The organism is Rummeliibacillus pycnus (genome assembly GCF_044359855.1).
GTDB lineage: Bacteria > Bacillota > Bacilli > Bacillales_A > Planococcaceae > Rummeliibacillus > Rummeliibacillus pycnus_A.
The window spans coordinates 1,218,706-1,237,943 of the sequence record NZ_CP132291.1 but is presented as its reverse complement, the minus strand read 5'-3'; the positions used below and the strand labels follow the sequence as shown (position 1 = coordinate 1,237,943).

At 36.1% G+C, this 19,238-nt stretch carries 17 protein-coding genes; all 17 read left to right on the top strand.

Annotated elements, in window-relative coordinates; translation table 11 throughout:
• Nucleotides 1-50 precede the first annotated feature (50 nt).
• The 17 genes from lepA (at nt 51) to floA (ending at nt 19,218) form a co-directional block, all read left to right on the top strand.
• Nucleotides 51-1,886 (top strand): translation elongation factor 4, encoded by a 1,836-nt coding sequence (lepA, locus tag Q8X41_RS06175; RefSeq protein ID WP_397539379.1) that lies wholly within the window; start codon nt 51-53, stop codon nt 1,884-1,886.
• 286 nt (nt 1,887-2,172) lie between these two features.
• The gene (locus Q8X41_RS06170) at nt 2,173-2,313 is read left to right on the top strand and encodes a hypothetical protein (protein ID WP_397539378.1); all 141 of its coding nucleotides are present in this window, start codon (nt 2,173-2,175) and stop codon (nt 2,311-2,313) included.
• Nucleotides 2,314-2,455: 142 nt separating this feature from the next.
• On the top strand, nt 2,456-2,686 hold the full coding sequence (locus tag Q8X41_RS06165) for a hypothetical protein (RefSeq protein WP_397539377.1): 231 nt from the start codon (nt 2,456-2,458) through the stop codon (nt 2,684-2,686).
• Between the two features lie 794 nt (nt 2,687-3,480).
• Nucleotides 3,481-4,614, top strand: coding sequence for a radical SAM family heme chaperone HemW (gene hemW / locus Q8X41_RS06160; protein WP_397539376.1), 1,134 nt, complete (start codon nt 3,481-3,483; stop codon nt 4,612-4,614).
• 99 nt (nt 4,615-4,713) lie between these two features.
• A complete protein-coding gene (hrcA, locus tag Q8X41_RS06155) occupies nt 4,714-5,739 on the top strand; it encodes a heat-inducible transcriptional repressor HrcA (RefSeq protein ID WP_397539375.1) in 1,026 nt (341 codons plus the stop codon).
• A gap of 25 nt (nt 5,740-5,764) precedes the next feature.
• Nucleotides 5,765-6,340, top strand: a complete 576-nt coding sequence (gene grpE / locus Q8X41_RS06150) for a nucleotide exchange factor GrpE (protein ID WP_397539374.1) — start codon at nt 5,765-5,767, stop codon at nt 6,338-6,340.
• Nucleotides 6,341-6,385: 45 nt separating this feature from the next.
• The gene (gene dnaK / locus Q8X41_RS06145; protein ID WP_397539373.1) at nt 6,386-8,215 is read left to right on the top strand and encodes a molecular chaperone DnaK; all 1,830 of its coding nucleotides are present in this window, start codon (nt 6,386-6,388) and stop codon (nt 8,213-8,215) included.
• Between the two features lie 433 nt (nt 8,216-8,648).
• Nucleotides 8,649-9,767, top strand: coding sequence for a molecular chaperone DnaJ (dnaJ, locus tag Q8X41_RS06140; RefSeq protein ID WP_397539372.1), 1,119 nt, complete (start codon nt 8,649-8,651; stop codon nt 9,765-9,767).
• An 18-nt stretch (nt 9,768-9,785) separates the two neighbouring features.
• Nucleotides 9,786-10,724 carry a 50S ribosomal protein L11 methyltransferase gene (gene prmA / locus Q8X41_RS06135; RefSeq protein WP_397539371.1) on the top strand — a complete coding sequence of 313 codons (939 nt, stop codon included), beginning with the start codon at nt 9,786-9,788 and terminating at the stop codon, nt 10,722-10,724.
• Nucleotides 10,725-10,742: 18 nt separating this feature from the next.
• Nucleotides 10,743-11,480 (top strand): 16S rRNA (uracil(1498)-N(3))-methyltransferase, encoded by a 738-nt coding sequence (locus Q8X41_RS06130; RefSeq protein ID WP_397539370.1) that lies wholly within the window; start codon nt 10,743-10,745, stop codon nt 11,478-11,480.
• A gap of 15 nt (nt 11,481-11,495) precedes the next feature.
• Nucleotides 11,496-12,830, top strand: coding sequence for a tRNA (N(6)-L-threonylcarbamoyladenosine(37)-C(2))-methylthiotransferase MtaB (gene mtaB, locus Q8X41_RS06125; protein ID WP_397539369.1), 1,335 nt, complete (start codon nt 11,496-11,498; stop codon nt 12,828-12,830).
• Between the two features lie 84 nt (nt 12,831-12,914).
• Complete coding sequence (locus Q8X41_RS06120) at nt 12,915-13,799, top strand: N-acetylmuramoyl-L-alanine amidase (protein WP_397539368.1); 885 nt, start codon at nt 12,915-12,917, stop codon at nt 13,797-13,799.
• A gap of 408 nt (nt 13,800-14,207) precedes the next feature.
• Nucleotides 14,208-14,876 carry a deoxyribose-phosphate aldolase gene (deoC, locus tag Q8X41_RS06115; RefSeq protein WP_397539367.1) on the top strand — a complete coding sequence of 223 codons (669 nt, stop codon included), beginning with the start codon at nt 14,208-14,210 and terminating at the stop codon, nt 14,874-14,876.
• A 118-nt stretch (nt 14,877-14,994) separates the two neighbouring features.
• Nucleotides 14,995-15,168 (top strand): 30S ribosomal protein S21, encoded by a 174-nt coding sequence (rpsU, locus tag Q8X41_RS06110; RefSeq protein WP_004227078.1) that lies wholly within the window; start codon nt 14,995-14,997, stop codon nt 15,166-15,168.
• A 193-nt stretch (nt 15,169-15,361) separates the two neighbouring features.
• Nucleotides 15,362-17,353, top strand: coding sequence for an ABC1 kinase family protein (locus Q8X41_RS06105; protein ID WP_397539366.1), 1,992 nt, complete (start codon nt 15,362-15,364; stop codon nt 17,351-17,353).
• A 214-nt stretch (nt 17,354-17,567) separates the two neighbouring features.
• Nucleotides 17,568-18,197, top strand: a complete 630-nt coding sequence (locus Q8X41_RS06100) for an NfeD family protein (protein ID WP_397539365.1) — start codon at nt 17,568-17,570, stop codon at nt 18,195-18,197.
• A 10-nt stretch (nt 18,198-18,207) separates the two neighbouring features.
• Nucleotides 18,208-19,218 (top strand): flotillin-like protein FloA, encoded by a 1,011-nt coding sequence (gene floA / locus Q8X41_RS06095; protein ID WP_397539364.1) that lies wholly within the window; start codon nt 18,208-18,210, stop codon nt 19,216-19,218.
• Nucleotides 19,219-19,238: the final 20 nt, after the last annotated feature.

Here is a 19,238-nt window from a genome sequence, read left to right as displayed (position 1 = left end):
TAATGCGAATCACTGCTATAATTCTAGTAGTTTAATTAGGAGTGGAACGCATGAATCGAGAAGAATTGATCAAACGTCAAGAACATATAAGAAATTTCTCTATTATCGCTCATATTGACCACGGAAAATCAACATTAGCAGACCGTATATTAGAGAAAACAAACGCATTAACTGCACGTGAAATGAAAGAACAGCTTCTAGATTCCATGGATCTAGAAAGAGAACGTGGAATTACGATTAAATTAAATGCTGTACAATTACAATACACAGCAAAAAATGGAGAAACTTATATTTTACATCTAATTGATACTCCAGGACATGTCGATTTCACATATGAAGTTTCAAGAAGCTTAGCTGCTTGTGAAGGGGCAATTTTAGTTGTTGACGCTGCGCAAGGGATTGAGGCACAGACCTTAGCAAATGTTTACCTTGCTTTAGATAATGACCTTGAAATATTACCAGTCATTAATAAAATTGACCTTCCTTCAGCTGATCCAGAACGTGTTCGTGGAGAAATAGAAGATGTAATTGGTTTAGATGCTTCAGAAGCGGTTTTAGCATCAGCAAAAGCTGGTATTGGTATTGAAGATATTCTAGAACAAATCGTTGAAAAAGTACCAGCACCACTAGGAGATCCAGGAGCACCTCTACAAGCACTTATTTTCGACTCTGTTTATGATGCATATCGTGGAGTCATAACTTCTATTCGAATTGTAGAAGGTACTGTTAAGCCAGGTGATAAGATTCGTATGATGGCAACAGGTGCTGAATTCGAAGTAATTGAAGTCGGTGTACATACACCGAAAATTACACCTACTAAGTTTTTAACAGTTGGAGATGTTGGGTATTTAACAGCTTCCATCAAAAATGTAGGTGATACTCGTGTAGGGGATACCATTACATTTGCAAATAACCCAGCGTCAGAAGCATTGCCTGGATATCGTAAGTTGAATCCGATGGTATATTGCGGTTTATATCCAATCGATACTGCTAGATATAATGATTTGCGAGAAGCATTGGAAAAGTTAGAGCTAAATGACTCTGCATTACAATATGAACCAGAGACTTCACAAGCACTTGGATTTGGTTTCCGTTGTGGATTCTTAGGTCTACTTCATATGGAAATTATTCAAGAACGTATAGAACGTGAATTTAATATCGATTTAATCACCACAGCGCCAAGCGTTATTTACCATGTGCACATGACAGATGGTGAAGAAATAAAAGTGGACAACCCATCTATGATGCCGGATCCTCAAAAAATCGATCGTATTGAAGAGCCTTATGTAAAAGCGAACATTATGGTGCCAAATGATTATGTTGGAGCGGTAATGGAAATCTGCCAACGAAAACGTGGTAATTTCTTAACAATGGACTATATTGATACAATACGTGTGAATATCTTCTATGAAATTCCATTATCAGAAATCGTCTATGATTTCTTTGACCAACTTAAATCTAGCACCAAAGGCTATGCATCATTTGACTATGAATTGATTGGTTATAAACCATCAAAATTAGTGAAGATGGATATTTTACTAAACGCCGAACAAGTGGATGCATTGAGCTTTATCGTACACAAAGACTTTGCATATGAACGCGGTAAAGTAATTGTAGAGAAACTAAAAGAGTTAATCCCACGTCAACAGTTCGAAGTACCAATACAAGCTGCAATCGGTCAGAAAATTGTTGCAAGATCAACCATTAAAGCAATGCGTAAAAACGTACTTGCAAAATGTTATGGTGGGGATATCTCTCGTAAACGAAAACTTCTTGAAAAACAAAAAGAAGGTAAAAAACGTATGAAACAAGTAGGTTCCGTTGAAGTACCTCAAGAAGCATTTATGGCAGTATTGAAAATGGATGACGATCAACCTAAAAAATAAAATATTCTATCGAAAGAAGAGCTGAATTGGCTCTTCTTTTTTCTTTTGGACAATTCTAACAAATAATAACCCTAGACTGAAAATTGTTTTATAGGTACAATAGCATTTAGGTGGTTTTTATATTAGTTCTAACGTAACATTTAATGGCTATATTTACATAGTGTTTTTATATAATTGTGTTTTGTCGAATTTTGTAGAAATATTGAAAATAAAGTATATTTTAATTTTTCATTTTAGTTATTCTCTATTAGAATAGTGATTATGATATTTAGGAAGGAGTGATATTGTGGTTTTTAAAGAAGATATTGAATGCCTAGAACGATTGATGAAATCTATCGAAGTTAAGCTTGGGGCTTTTGAATGCCATATCACTCATATGCAAAATAAATTAGAAGAACTAAAACAGCAAAAACTTTTATATAAGTAGGGGGAAAGGAAGCGTATTATTACGTTTCCTTTTTTATTGAGAAGCAGAACAATCTCGATGACAAAAAGTTTCCATAAATAGACACTTTATCTACTGTTATCTCAATTTTGGATATGAAATAATAGATATGGAGGCGATACCCATGAAAAATCTTGAAAAGATAAAAAACACGCATCAATGTTTTAATTGTGGTCATGAATTTGAATGGAAAGCTGTTTATTTCAATCCACCAATCACACCAAATACAGTAAATGCGGCACGTGAAATGGAAGGTAACATTGCAAAACTTATATTTACATCAAAAGATGTAATGGAAATTGAAGTAGCTTGTGATGAGTGCTTTAACTTAAATCGGTTTACATATTCAAAATAGTAATGCCCAAAGCCGTATGTAATAAAGCATACGGTTTTTTATATCCCAATCAATTTCATAAATCTATTTTTGGTTTTTAAATACGAACATTTAGTGTTTTAATACAAATATTAATAGTATTAATCTGGTTTCTGCATGTGTGGAATTAGCTTCGCTATCCGCAGGTGAGCGTTGAGCCTCCTCGGGTTGAGGCCACTGAAAAAGTGTAGTAACACAAATATTTATAGTATATATCCGCTAATGAATGAAGTGGAATTAGCTCCGCTTTCCGTGGGCGAACTGACGAGCTCCTCGCTTGTGCTCCTGCATCGCTTCGCTAGCTTCGTCGCAGAGAAATTCTCGCTCCGGGGTCTCGTCTAGCTCGTTTTCCCACAGGAATCTCCGCTAATTCCACTTCAACAAATATAGCTATACAAGATTTTTAATATAAATTTTCATCTATTTTTACTTTTTCAGTGCGTTCACTAAATTCCTGAGGGGCTTTCAGCTCAATCTTTTCCTGTAGGACTATGAATGTACATCGTACGAAGGAAATACGAATGCATTTTCGAGGACTCGCCGTCGAAAAAGTTGCAATGAACAAAATTGGATATTATTAAATGAGGACCTAAACGTTATTTTAGTAGCTTTGAAAAGAACTTATGAGATGTTTTCAATTGGATACTTTCCATACTTTTAAGGGTTTGATAGTTCTTTATCTTCTAAAATAATTCATGACATTTTGATAATAGAGAGAAATACATTAAACTATATCTAATATTAATTTGTATGAATTTATGAAAGAAGGTTTTAGATTGGCTAGAGGTGTTTATATCCATATTCCGTTTTGCCATCAGATTTGCAACTATTGTGACTTCAACAAAGTATTTTTTAAAAATCAGCCAGTCGATGAATATATTGAATCCTTAGGCGAAGAAATGCGCTTATGGACTCGTGATCATGATTTTTCAAACATTGAAACAATTTTTTTAGGTGGTGGAACACCCACTTCATTATCACCTGAACAACTGTATAGATTATTAGAGTTAATACGTATGTATATACCGATGGAACATGTCAAAGAATTTACATCAGAAGCAAATCCGGATGAATTAACAAAAGAAAAGTTGAAAGTGCTCTATAATGGCGGTGTCAATCGTCTTAGCTTAGGTGTACAAGCATTCCAAGACGAATTATTAAAAAAATTGGGTCGAACACATTCAAATGAGCATGTTTTCAAAACAATTGAAGATGCTAAGAATATTGGATTTGAGAATATAAGTATCGACTTAATGTATGGATTACCAGGGCAAACTATGCAGCAGTGGAAGAGAACTTTAGATATTGCATTTTCACTACAGCTACCGCATTTTTCAGCATATTCTCTAATAGTTGAACCAAAAACCATTTTTTATAATTTAATGGCTAAAAGAAAATTGCGATTACCTGGAGAGGATTTAGAGGCTGAAATGTATGACGTACTGATGCAGCAAATGGAGCAACATGGTTTACATCAATATGAAATAAGTAATTTTGGTAAAGACGGTTTTTCGTCAATCCACAATCGTATTTATTGGGATAATGATGAATATGCAGGGTTTGGTGCAGGTGCACATGGATATATTAATGGTATACGTTATTCAAACCATGGACCATTAAAAAAATACATGGCAGCAATCTCAAATGGAGAAAAACCAATCAATGAAACACATACTGAAACAAAGCAAGAAAGAATGGAAGAAGAACTCTTTTTAGGTCTACGAAAAACAGCGGGTGTAAGTAAAAAACATTTTATCGAAAAGTTCAACTGTACAATAGAAAGTATTTATGAAAAACAATTACAAGAGCTTGTCCATAAAGGGTTTATAGCAATTGATGATGATTATATAAGACTAACTCGTAATGGACGTTTTGTAGGAAATGAAGTATTTGAAGAATTTTTACTATAAACCTGTGCATTTTCGTTGACATCATTATATAGAGGTGATAAATTAATAATTGTATTAGCACTCCTCGATGGTGAGTGCTAACAACGAGAGGTGATGATCATGCTAACAAATCGAAAGTTGCAAATTTTGCAAGTAATCATAGATGACTTCATAGCGACAGCGCAACCAGTAGGATCTCGCCAAATTGCGAAGAAGGAAGGCATGACCTTTAGTGCAGCCACGATTCGAAACGAAATGGCTGATTTAGAGGAATTAGGTTTCTTAGAGAAAACCCATACTTCTTCGGGACGAGTACCTTCAGAAAAAGGTTATAGATTTTATGTAGATCATTTGTTAAAGCCTCAAGTTATTACTACTCAAGATATCAAAACCATCCAATCCTTATTCCAAGATCGGATGATGGAAACGGAACAGGTTATTCGTAAATCTGCTGATATTCTATCAGATTTGACGACTTACACTTCCATTATTTTGGGTCCAGATGTTCAGCTCCATAGGGTAAGACAATTTTCAATTGTTCCTTTGACAGCTGACTCAGCCGTGGCTATTATCGTAACTGATAATGGACATGTTGAAAACCGCCTAATTTCTATTCCGAAAAGTTTTTCTCCTTCGGATATTGAGAAAGTCGTTAACATATTAAATGAACGACTTGTCGGTGTTCCGCTTGAGCAGCTTCAAAATAAGCTTGAGCAAGAGGCAGCGGCAGTGATTAAATCGCATTTAGGTACCTATGATGGTTTACTATCGTCAATCTTTGATATCAACAAATATCAAGGGGAAGGTAAAATATACTACGGTGGAAAGACGAATATGCTCAATCAACCAGAATTCCATGACTTAAACAAAGTCCGAATGTTAATGGAACTAATGGAGAAAACAAGCCAAATACAAACGATTTTTCCATTACATGAAACAGGTATTCATATCCGGATAGGCTCTGAAAACCACCATTTAGCAATGGAAGATTGTAGTGTAATTACTGCGTCTTATTCAGTTGGTGAAGAGCTAAAAGGATCTATTGCTATCATCGGTCCTACTCGTATGGATTATAAACGAGTAGTTTCAATTCTAGATTTTATGAGTAATGGTTTATCATACCAATTTACAAAAAGAATCCAGTAAGATCGACATTAGAGGAGGATGACAATTGTCTCAATCAAAAGAAGAAAAAGAACAGCTAGTTGAAAATGAAAAAACTACTGAAGAAACACTAGTAGAAGAAACAACAGCTGAAACAAACGAAACTGTCGAAGAAACAGTTGAAGATGCTGAAAAAGACGAACTAGCGCTACTAAAAGAAAAGCTAGAAAATGAACAAGAAAGTTATTTACGCCTACGTGCTGATTTTGATAATTTAAAAAGACGCACACAAATTGATCGCGTAGCACAAGAAAAATATCGTGCACAAAAATTACTTACAGATTTACTACCTGTATTAGATAATTTTGAACGTGCACTACAAGTAGAAGCAACAACGGAAGATGCCCAATCGATGAAACAAGGAATCGAAATGGTATACCGTTCATTAATAGAAGCAACAACAAAAGAAGGCTTAGAACCAATTGCAACAGAAGATGCACCATTTGATCCGAATATTCATCATGCAGTAATGCAAGAAAAAGATGAAACAAAAGAATCTGGAATTGTCTTACAAGAATTGCAAAAAGGTTATATACTTAAAGAACGTGTATTACGACCAGCAATGGTTAAAGTTAATGAATAAAACACATCATACTTTGATGAAAAGAAATCTAGGAGGAAATTCAAAATGAGTAAAATTATTGGTATTGACTTAGGTACAACTAACTCTTGCGTATCTGTATTAGAAGGTGGCGAACCTGTAGTTATCGCAAACAAAGAAGGCGCTCGTACAACTCCATCGGTTGTAGCGTTTAAAAACGGTGAACGCCAAGTTGGTGAAGTAGCTAAACGTCAATCAATTACAAACCCAAATACAATTATTTCTATTAAACGCCATATGGGTACTGACTATAAAGTAAAAGTAGAAGATAAAGAATACACTCCACAAGAAGTTTCAGCAATGATTCTTACACACTTAAAAGAATATGCTGAAGATTACCTTGGAGAAAAAGTAACAAAAGCAGTTATTACTGTACCTGCTTATTTCAACGATGCAGAACGCCAAGCTACTAAAGATGCTGGTAAAATCGCAGGTCTTGAAGTTGAACGTATTATCAACGAACCAACTGCTGCAGCACTAGCTTATGGTTTAGAAAAAATGGATCAAGATCAAAAAGTATTAGTATTTGACCTTGGTGGTGGTACATTCGACGTATCTATTCTAGAACTAGGTGATGGCGTATTCGAAGTACTTGCAACTGCTGGTGATAACCGTCTTGGTGGCGATGACTTTGACCAAAAAATTATCGATTATTTAGTTGCAGAATTCAAAAAAGAAAACGGCATCGATTTATCACAAGATAAAATGGCATTACAACGTTTAAAAGATGCAGCTGAAAAAGCGAAAAAAGAATTGTCAGGTGTAACATCTGCACAAATCTCATTACCATTCATTACTGCAGGTGAAGCTGGTCCATTACACTTAGAAGTATCGCTTTCTCGTGCGAAATTCAACGAAATCACAGCTGATTTAGTAGAACGCACAATGGTACCAACTCGCCAAGCTTTATCTGATGCGGGTCTATCAGCTTCTGAAATTGACCAAGTTATCCTAGTGGGTGGTTCAACTCGTATTCCAGCTGTACAAGAAGCTGTTAAAAAAGCAACTGGTAAAGAACCTCATAAAGGTGTAAACCCTGATGAAGTAGTAGCAATGGGTGCTGCTGTACAAGGTGGCGTACTTACTGGTGACGTTAAAGACGTAGTACTTCTTGACGTAACTCCACTATCACTTGGTATTGAAACAATGGGTGGCGTGTTCACAAAGTTAATCGATCGTAACACTACAATCCCAACATCTAAATCACAAGTATTCTCAACAGCTGCAGATAACCAACCTGCTGTAGACATTCACGTACTACAAGGTGAACGTTCAATGGCTGCTGACAACAAAACTTTAGGTCGTTTCCAATTAACAGATATCCCTGCTGCACCACGTGGTATCCCTCAAATCGAAGTAACATTCGATATTGATAAGAATGGTATTGTTAACGTAAAAGCAAAAGACCTAGGTACTCAAAAAGAACAAAACATTACAATCCAATCTGATTCAGGCTTATCTGAAGAAGATATCGATCGTATGGTAAAAGAAGCAGAAGCAAATGCAGAAGCTGATAAAAAACGTAAAGAAGAAGTTGATCTTAAAAACGAAGCAGATCAATTAGTCTTCCAAGTAGACAAAACAATCACTGACCTAGGCGATCAAATTACTGAAGATGAAAAGAAATCAGTAACTGAAGCAAAAGAAGAATTGCAAAAAGCTCTTGAAGCTGGTGAAATCGAAGGAATTAAATCAGCTAAAGAAAAATTAGAAGGAATTCTTCAACCATTAGTGATGAAAGTATACCAACAAGCTGCTGAAGCACAACAAGCTCAAGCTGGTGCAGAAGGCCAAGCTACAGATAAAAAAGACGATGGCGTTGTTGATGCAGACTTCACAGAAGTTAACGATAAATAATCATCGTTTATAAAGCAATATGAAAAGGCCAAAGACCGCTCTCGGGCTTTGGCTTTTTTAATTTAAGGTTCTGTTAAATGATATTGTTGATTTTTTTAATGCATTCTTCTTGAGAGAAAGGCGGCGACCCTGCGGGAAGCGTACGTCTGTAGCGAACCTGATGAAATATCAACATCATCGTTAATCGAAGCTGGATAAAAATAAAAGCAGAGGTGGCTCAATCAGCCCTGATGAGTCAATGTTCTTAACCTGAAGTAGCGCTTTTTGCCACATAAGGTAATGGTTATTCGACCATGAGGGGCTAGCCGCCAAAGCTGGATATGAATAAAATCGGAGGCAGACTAATCACTAGCCACAACTAGTTAGATTGCTTTTGCCATTTTGTCGATACATGGTACAATAATAATTATGTGAAAAGAGCGGAGTGTGAAAGATGGAGAAACGCGATTACTACGAAATTTTAGGCATTCAAAAAACTGCGTCTAAAGACGAGATTAAAAAAGCTTATCGTAAATTATCAAAACAATATCATCCTGATTTAAACAAGGAACCAGGAGCAGAAGAAAAATTCAAAGAAATAGCTGAAGCATATGAAATATTAAGTGACGATCAAAAACGTGCTCGTTATGACCAATTCGGTCACCAAGATCCAAACCAAGGCTTTGGTGGATTCGGTGGTGCTGAGGGCTTTGGTGGATTCGAAGATATCTTTAGTTCATTCTTTGGTGGTGGAAGAACTCGTAGAGATCCAAATGCCCCACGTAAAGGTGATGACCTTCAATATCGTATGACAATCAGCTTTGAAGAAGCTGTATTCGGTAAAGAAAAAGAAATTGAAATTCCTCGTGAAGAAACATGTGATACTTGCCATGGATCAGGTGCAAAAGCTGGAACATCTAAAGAAACATGTAATCACTGTAATGGTTCTGGTCAAATTTCTGAAACGGTCAATACACCATTTGGTCAAATGGTTAACCGTCGCACATGTAACCACTGCCAAGGTACAGGGCAAATTATTAAAGAAAAATGTTCAACATGTCACGGTGCAGGCACAGTTAAAAAGCGTAAAAAAATCAAAGTCAATATCCCAGCAGGTGTGGATGATGGTCAACAACTACGCTTAAGTGGTCAAGGTGAAGCTGGTGTAAACGGTGGACCAGCAGGTGACTTATATATCGTCTTCAAAGTTCGTGCAGATGATCGATTTGAACGCGATGGTGATGATATCTATTTAGAATTACCGATCACATTCCCTCAGGCTGCATTAGGTGATGAAATTGAAGTTCCAACAATTCATGGAAACGTAAAAATGAAAATTCCAGCAGGTACTCAATCAGGTGATCGTTTCCGCATGAAGGGTAAAGGAGTTAAAAACGTTCATGGTTATGGAAATGGTGACCAACATGTCATCGTCCAAATCAAAACTCCAAAAAAATTAACAGAAAAACAAAAAGAACTATTAAGAGAATTTGCGAATATTTCAGGGGATATACCTGAAGAACAAGGTAGTTCATTAATAGATAAATTAAAGAAAAAATTTAAAGGTGAATAATTAGAGGAGTGATTGCAAGTGAAATGGTCGGAGTTATCCATCCATACAACAAACGAAGCTGTAGAACCTATCTCAAATATCTTGCATGAGGCAGGTGCAAGCGGTGTCGTTATTGAAGATTCAGAAGATCTATTCAAGGTTCGAGAAAATGAATTCGGTGAGTTATACGAATTAGATCCAATAGATTTCCCAGTAGATGGTGTAATAGTCAAAGCCTATTTACCTGTCACAAGTTTTTTAGGAGAAACAGTAGAAGAAATTAAACTTGCAATCACTAACCTTATTAATTTTGATATTAATATTGGTGCCAACGAAGTATCTATTAGTGAAGTAAACGAAGAAGAATGGGCAACTGCATGGAAAAAATACTACCATCCAGTGAAGATTTCTAATCGTTTTACGATCGTTCCAACATGGGAAATTTATGAACCAGTGGATAGTGATGAACTAATTATTGAATTAGATCCTGGAATGGCTTTTGGAACAGGAACACACCCAACAACTGTAATGAGTTTACAAGCATTAGAAAAGTATGTGACAAAAAATTCTATGGTTACTGATGTTGGTACAGGTTCAGGTGTCTTAGCAATTGGTGCAGCAATGCTTGGGGCTAAACATGTTCATGCGCTTGATCTGGATGAAGTAGCAGTCCGATCGGCAAAACTAAATGTAAAACTAAACAAAGTCCAAGACCATATCGATATTGTTCAAGGAAACCTTTTAGACACTGTAGAAGAACCAGCTGATATAGTCGTAGCGAATATTTTAGCAGAAATTATTATGACTTTTACAGATGATGCTTATACTGTTGTTAAACCAGATGGATATTTTATCACTTCTGGAATTATCGAAGCGAAAAAAGAGGATGTGAAAGCATCTCTTGAAAGTGCTGGCTTTATTATTGATGAAGTGATGATGATGGAAGACTGGGTTACAATTATTTCTCGTAAAGCCTAAAACTAATGGAGTGTACTTATGCAACGTTATTTTATCAATGAATCATTTGACAATGAATTAGCCATCATCAGTGGGGATGATGCTCACCATATTTCGAAAGTCATGCGTATGCGTGCCGGCGATGAAATTATCGTCGTACATAATGGGGAAGCGACTATTTGTGAAATCGCCAAACTAAGTGATGAAGGAGTACATGTGCAAAAAACTCAGCGTACTCTTCCATCTCCAGAACTCCCTATCAATGTAACCATCGCATGTGGTTTACCGAAAGGCGATAAATTAGAGTTAATCGTCCAAAAATCAACAGAATTAGGAATGTACTCATTTATACCTTTTGAAGCTGAACGCTCAATTGTGAAATGGGACTATAAAAAAAGCAAAAAGAAGCAAGAACGATTGCAGAAAATTGCGAAAGAGGCTGCTGAACAATCACATCGTACACATATACCAACTATTGACGAGCCTATTAGTTTCAAAAGGCTCTTACAAGAAGTGGAAAACTATGATGTTGTCTTCCTAGCAGATGAAGAAGATGCCAAACAAGAGGTACGTACGCGATTTGCCGAACAGTTAAAAAAGGTGTATGATTATAAATCAATGCTTGTCATCTTCGGTCCAGAAGGCGGAATTGATCGAGGGGAAGCGCAAGCTCTAAAACAATTAGGATGTCAGTGTATATCACTTGGACCTAGAATATTACGAGCGGAAACTGCACCTTTCTATGTGCTTTCTGCTATTTCTTATGAATTTGAATGAAAGAGGTGAGCAGCCTTGTCTTCAGTGGCTTTTCACACACTTGGATGTAAAGTGAATCACTATGAAACAGAAGCTATTTGGCAACTGTTTAGAGATGAAGGTTATGAACGAAAAGAATTTGATCATCAAGCGGATGTATATGTGATTAACACATGTACTGTTACGAATACAGGGGATAAAAAAAGTCGTCAAGTCATTCGTCGTGCGATTCGCCAAAACCCAGATGCAGTAATTTGTGTTACAGGATGCTATGCTCAAACTTCTCCTGCAGAAATAATGGCAATCCCTGGTGTTGATATTGTTGTTGGTACACAAGACCGCATGAAAATGCTTGGATATATTGAACAATATAAACAAGAACGTCAACCTATTAATGCAGTAAAAAATATTATGAAAAATAGAGTATATGAAGAATTGGATGTACCGTTCTTCACAGACCGTACTCGTGCTTCCTTGAAAATTCAGGAAGGCTGTAATAACTTCTGTACTTTTTGCATTATTCCATGGGCTCGTGGACTAATGCGTTCTCGTGATCCAAAAGAAGTTGTTCACCAAGCGCAACAACTTGTTGATGCAGGTTATTTAGAAATCGTTTTAACTGGTATCCATACTGGTGGTTATGGACAGGACTTAAAAGATTATAATTTAGCACAACTTCTACGTGATATAGAAACCAACGTAAAAGGTTTAAAACGTCTACGTATTAGTTCTATTGAAGCAAGTCAACTAACTGATGAGGTCATTGAAGTATTACGTGATTCTAAAGTTGTTGTGAATCATTTACACATTCCAATCCAATCTGGTTCTGACACAGTTTTAAAACGTATGCGTCGTAAATATACTATGGAATTCTTCGGTGAGCGTTTAGATCGTTTACGTGAAGTGTTACCAGACCTTGCGGTAACATCTGACGTAATTGTCGGATTCCCTGGCGAAACAGAAGAAGAATTTATGGAAACTTATAACTTTATTGCAAAACACAAATTTGCTGAACTTCATGTATTCCCATTCTCAAAACGTACAGGAACTCCTGCAGCTCGTATGGAAGATCAAGTCGACGAAGAAGTGAAAAATGAACGTGTTCACCGTTTATTAACTTTAAACGACCAACTTGCAAAAGAATATGCTTCGAAATTTGAAGATCAAGTTCTTGAAGTGATTCCTGAAGAAATGTTCACAGATGGTGAAGAAGCTGGGTTACTTACAGGATATACTGCTAACTATTTGAAAATTGTATTTGAAGGTACTGAAGATATGATCGGTAAACTAGTAAAAGTCAAAATTGACAATGCCGGATATCCTCATTCTCACGCACAATTTGTTCGAGTTATGGATACTGTCGAAGCATAATTTTAGAATATGTCAAAAAGCCTAGCGACCAAAGCTAGGCTTTTTTGTTATAGTTATAAATAACAACGAATTGAGGCGATGAGGATGAAAAAATTGACCATATTATTAATCATTATGACGCTCGTTGTCTCAAGTGTTATATTGATTGTCAATCATCAAACAAATCAAGGATTATTGAATAATAGTAATACGAATCATATGAATAGTAATAGTTCTATCAGTAATATAGTAAATCAAAACAAAAAGCCATCAAAGAATTTAACGAAGCAAGTAGAGAAAACTAAGGATAAGCAAATTACCAGCAAATCTTCTGACCAGGCAAAGAAATCGAAAAATATTGTAATCACAATTGACCCTGGTCATCAAATGTATGCAAATATTGAGCAGGAACCTGTTGCCCCTGGATCTTTGGAAACAAAGTATAAAGCCACTGTCGGTTCAAGGGGGATTGTTACAAGAAAACCGGAATACGCTATCACACTAGAGGCTTCTAAGATGCTACAAAAGAAATTGAAGAAAAAAGGATATCAAGTTTTTTTGACTCGCAAATCAAATGATGTAGATTTATCTAATCGTGATCGTGCTGAAATAGCGAACAAACATAAATCAGCTTTATTCATCCGAGTGCATGCGGATGGAGCAGAGAATTCGAATGCGAAAGGATTTTCAATTATTGCACCATCTAAGAATAATCCAAACACAAAAAATGTCTTTGAAAATAGCCAAAAGGCATCCAAAAAAATTGTTCAGCAAGTAGGAAAAGAATTTCCACTCTACCAAAATGGCTTAAGTTATCGAGCAGACTTATCTGGATTTAACTGGTCAAAGGTACCTGTAATATTATTAGAATTAGGTTATGTTACAAACCCAGCGGAAGATCGCAATCTTTCTAATAAAAAGTATCTAGATAAATTAACAACTTCTATCGCAAAAGGAGTAGGAAATTATCTACATGAAAATCAAAAGTAAAATACATTATATACGTACTTAATTATGAATAGAAAACTTGCTCCTGCATCACTTCGTTATCTTTAGTTTCTGATGAATCAAAATTTAGGACTGGTCAAGTATTATAAATTGAAGGTGGACAATACATTAGTAACCCAACAATCGCAGTTCTTGATGCATGGATGGCTGCATAACAAAAATAAAATCATGATGTAAAGTAAAATAAAATGAAAACAGCAACCCGTATGTAAAAAAATCATACGGGTTTTTTGTCTAGAAAATTAATCTCTTATCTTTTGAAGATTAGAATTACTAGAAATCAGCTAATTTTGTTTAATGTTTGTTTTGCGTTATTAGTGGAAAAGATATAATAAATCATGATAGACTTGAGATGTACGTACATCTACATTATTAAAGGAGTTTTCCATTATGTCTAAAAACTATGCTTCATATATTGATCACACCTTATTGAAACCAGAAGCAACTGAAGAACAAATCAAAAGTATTTGTGCAGAAGCAAAAGAATTTGGTTTTGCTTCAGTATGTGTAAATCCAACTTGGGTTAGTGTTGCTGCAGCTGAATTAAAAGATGCAACATCAAAAGTTTGTACAGTAGTCGGGTTCCCATTAGGAGCTTCTACAAGTACTACAAAAGCATTTGAAACAAAAGATGCAATCGCAAATGGCGCCGAAGAAATTGACATGGTAATCAATATTGGTGCTTTAAAAGGCAGTCAATATGATGTAGTTGAAAATGATATAAAAACGGTTGTAGAAGCAGCTAACGGTACTTTAGTAAAGGTAATAATCGAATCTTGCCTTCTTACAGACGAAGAGAAAGTAAAAGCGTGTGAATTGTCTGTTGCAGCTGGAGCAGATTTCGTGAAAACGTCTACTGGTTTTTCAACAGGTGGTGCTACAGCAGAAGACGTTGCATTAATGCGTAAAACTGTTGGATCTGAACTTGGAGTAAAGGCATCTGGCGGTGTCAGAAGTTTAGAAGATTTAGAAGCAATGGTAGCAGCAGGTGCTACACGTATTGGTGCAAGCTCTGGTGTTAAGATTATGAAAGGTCAAAGTGCAAAAACAGACTATTAATTCGCCCAATAGTATTGACCAAAACCTAGTAATAAGTTATAATTCTTTAGTACACAACGTTATTACGTTATTACGTAATGTTGTGCTTTGACGTGTGTTCGGAGGGAGGGAAAGAGAGATGTCAAAAACTGTCGTTAGAAAAAACGAATCGCTTGAAGATGCTCTTCGCCGCTTCAAACGTACTGTTTCTAAAAGTGGTACAATTCAAGAGGTAAGAAAACGCGAATTTTATGAAAAACCTAGCGTAAAACGCAAAAAGAAATCAGAAGCTGCACGTAAACGTAAGTGGTAATTTAAATTCCTAGACAATCCCTACGTTCTAAACACGCACTATCATGATTTAATAAACTCGCAAATGATCTAAGCCGAGAAATCTTAATTGATTTCTCGGCTTATTTAGTTTGTTTTTTATGTTTTTACAAGCCTTACCAGGTAGTTTGTGCTTTAATATAAATATAGAAAATAATAACTTCGAAGGTGATTCCATGCAATATCTATGGACAGCTTTACAGCTAATTGGAATAGGGATCTTGATCTATTTTGTTAGTGGACGTCTTATAGGGACAAAACTTAATTTTATTAAAAAAGTACTTTCTGCTACGTTAAGTGTAGTCTTCACAACATTTGTTTATTGGTATTCATATTTAAGATATACCAACTTCCCAAAGCAAGACATGATTCATGAAGTAACGAATATTAGCACACTTGTTTGGATTGGTAGTATGTTGCTCATTACAATGTTATTTTATTTAATATTGGAGCTATTTGACCCGATCAAGCTAGGAGAACGTGGAGAGAGACTGACTGGCAATCGAAATATTATCACTAGGGTACGTGGTACTTGGAAACGACAAAGACGTCTCACGCAAGTTTTTAGAATAGCTTTTAAACAAGGTGTAGGGCGTACACTAAAGTACAAACGATCCTATGAAAATGACCGATATTTAGCTAGTACACTCCGCAATACGTTAGAAGAATGTGGCGGTATTTTTATCAAATTTGGACAAGTTCTTTCAACTAGGAAAGATACTTTACCACCTGCCTTTATCGAAGAACTTTCAAAGCTTCAGCAAAATGTCAAACCAATGACTGCTGACCAATTACATGATCAATTATCTATAGGTCTTCAAAAGCCACTTGAAGAGGTATTCAGATATTTTGATGAAAAGCCTTTAGCCGCGGGTTCAATTGGACAAGTGCATAAAGCAGTATTAAAAGAAACTGGAGAAGAAGTAATCGTCAAACTATTAAGACCAGATGTGGCCTCAGTAATTAACCAAGACTTAGATATTCTATTACACTTTTCAGAATGGCTTGTTGAAGAATCTTCCTGGGCGGAAAATTTAGGCTTACATCAATTAGCTACTGGATTTGCAAATAATCTTCGAGAAGAAATTAATTTTGAAATTGAAGCAAGGAATATGGAACAACTGACAAATGCTTTAAGCAAAGATAAAAAGAGTGTCAAAATTCCAAAGGTTTACAAACAATATAGTAATCGAATGATATTAGTTATTGAATTTATACATGGAGTAAGCATACGTGATAGTGCATTATTATTGAAACAACATAGTATTAAGGAAGCAGATTTATTGCGCTCAATTTATGAAACATTCTTACAGGAATTACTTGTTACTGGGGTTTTCCATGCAGATCCACATCCAGGAAATATTTTCGTACTAGAAAGAACAGGTCAAGCGTGCTTTTTGGATTTCGGCGCAGTTGGAAGAATTGGACCAATTCAACAACAGGGGCTTCGAACACTGTTCATCGGCATCGAACGGAATAACCCGCGGATAGTACTGGAAGGGCTGAAACATTTAATTCAAGATGGAGAAATTCATGAGGAGGAAAATCTATTACAAGCGCTTAGTCAGTTACTTATTCAGCTCTCTTATTTGGATAAAATTTCTGCTGAAGAATTGGTTCAATGTCTATTTGTCATCATTCAAAAATTTGAATTACGGCTATATCCAATGGTTGGAGTTGCTTTACGTGCACTTATTACATTGGAAGGTACACTAAATGTTCTTGATACAAATTATAACCTTTTCAATGAAGCAAAACGTTTTACATCAAAAAACAAAAAAGATTTTCTACCGGTATCAAGCTTTAGAGATGCCAAAGATTTGTTAGAGCAAGAACTTGTTATGCTATTGCCAACATTACAAGATTTGCCTCGTCGCTTCGAAAGTATGGCAGAAGCTATTGAAAAAGGGAAAGTGACAGTTAAATTAGATGTTTTTTCAGAAAGAGCTAGTAGTTCATTTGTCAATCAATGGTTATCTCTTTTCATGTTGTTGTTCGTGGGAATAACCTTTGGCATTATTTCAGTGTCTTTATTAGCTATCTCTCAATTCATCAACTCGGTTTCTGCAATCTATTTAAATACGGCTTCCTTCTTAGGGCTGTTCCTTAGTGCAGTAATTCTTGTTCGACTTTCTATTCACGCAATACGTAGTTCAAAAAAGGCTTAGTTGAAAATTGATGAAACTTATATCATGATCATTCGTATGTTATAGAGATGAGATAGTTTGAATGAAGGGAGGGGAGAAGAATTAGCTGATGAAAAAAGCGAATATTGTAATAGTCGCCATATTATCCGTAATATATATTGCTAGCCCATGCAATACTCTAACTGTACATGCTGCCGGGGTTGATACTAAGCAAGTTAGTGGCTGGCTTTTGTAGATGACACAACCAATTGTTGTAACTCTTTTGCTTTGTATTGCAAGTATTGGCATTGTATTACAAGTATTTTCGCCACATTTTGGTTTCGGTGGCATCATGAGTTTTTTAGCACTATTGTTCTTTTACATGATTCATATGATTGCAGGATATGCAACATGGCAAAGTATTCTTTTATTAGTATTAGGTGTCATATTAATACTTTTAGAGTTAATCGTGCCCGGCGGAATATTGGGTATTATGGGATTTGCAGCAATTATTGTGAGTTTACTTAGCTCAGGGACAGATACGATGCATATGGCTTATGCAATTTTGACAGCCTTAATCGTGGCCGTCTTAGGAATGGTGATTATGATGAAATTTTTTGGGAAAAAGTTAAATGTCTTTAACAAAATGGTTTTAAACGACTCAACTGATACTGAGAAAGGCTATGTATCAAATAAAAGTCGGGTAGAGTTATTAGGGAAGGAAGCGATTACAACGACTCCTCTCCGTCCTTCAGGCACAGCAATGCTTGGAGAAGAGCGAATTGATGTGGTATCAGAAGGTGGCTATATCGATGCCCATAAAAAGGTAACAATTATTAAAGTAGAAGGCGTTCGTATAGTCGTACGAGAGTCTCATAACGTTTAGGAGGATAAAAATGGTTTTAACAAGTAGTTTAATAGCTACAATTATCGGAATTGTAGTGGTATTTTTAGCACTTGTAGTATTATTTACGTTTGTACCAGTTGCACTTTGGATTTCTGCTTTAGCAGCAGGTGTTAAAGTAAGTATTTTCACGTTAGTGGGGATGCGTTTACGTCGAGTAATTCCTTCACGTATCGTCAATCCTTTAATCAAAGCTCATAAAGCAGGTCTTCCTGTAACAATTAACCAATTAGAGAGTCATTATCTTGCGGGAGGTAATGTTGATCGCGTTGTGAATGCACTGATCGCAGCTCACCGCGCCAATATTTCGCTAACATTTGAGCGTTGTGCTGCAATTGATTTGGCAGGACGTGACGTGTTACAAGCAGTACAAATGTCAGTAAATCCAAAAGTAATCGAAACGCCATTCATCGCAGGTGTTGCGATGAATGGTATTGAAGTAAAAGCAAAGGCGCGTATTACAGTTCGCGCTAATATTGATCGCTTAGTAGGCGGTGCTGGTGAAGAAACTATCGTTGCCCGTGTTGGTGAAGGGATTGTAAGTACAATTGGTAGCTCACAAAGTCATACAGATGTACTTGAAAATCCAGATTCAATCTCACAAACAGTATTGTCAAAAGGTTTAGACTCAGGTACAGCATTTGAAATTCTTTCCATTGATATCGCGGATGTTGATGTCGGCAAAAACATCGGTGCGGAATTGCAAATCGAGCAAGCGCAAGCAGATAAGAACATTGCTCAAGCGAAAGCTGAAGAACGTCGCGCAATGGCAGTTGCATCTGAACAAGAAATGATTGCTAGAGTACAAGAGATGAAAGCAAAAGTGGTTGAAGCAGAAGCAGAAGTACCGATGGCTATGGCAGAAGCTTTACGTACAGGAAATATCGGCATTATGGATTATATGAATTACAAAAATATTCAAGCGGATACAGGTATGCGGGATTCCATCGGTAAGATGAATCAAAATGGTTATGATACAAATAAAACAACTGATGAAAAATGATATAGTGAATGAAGAAAGGG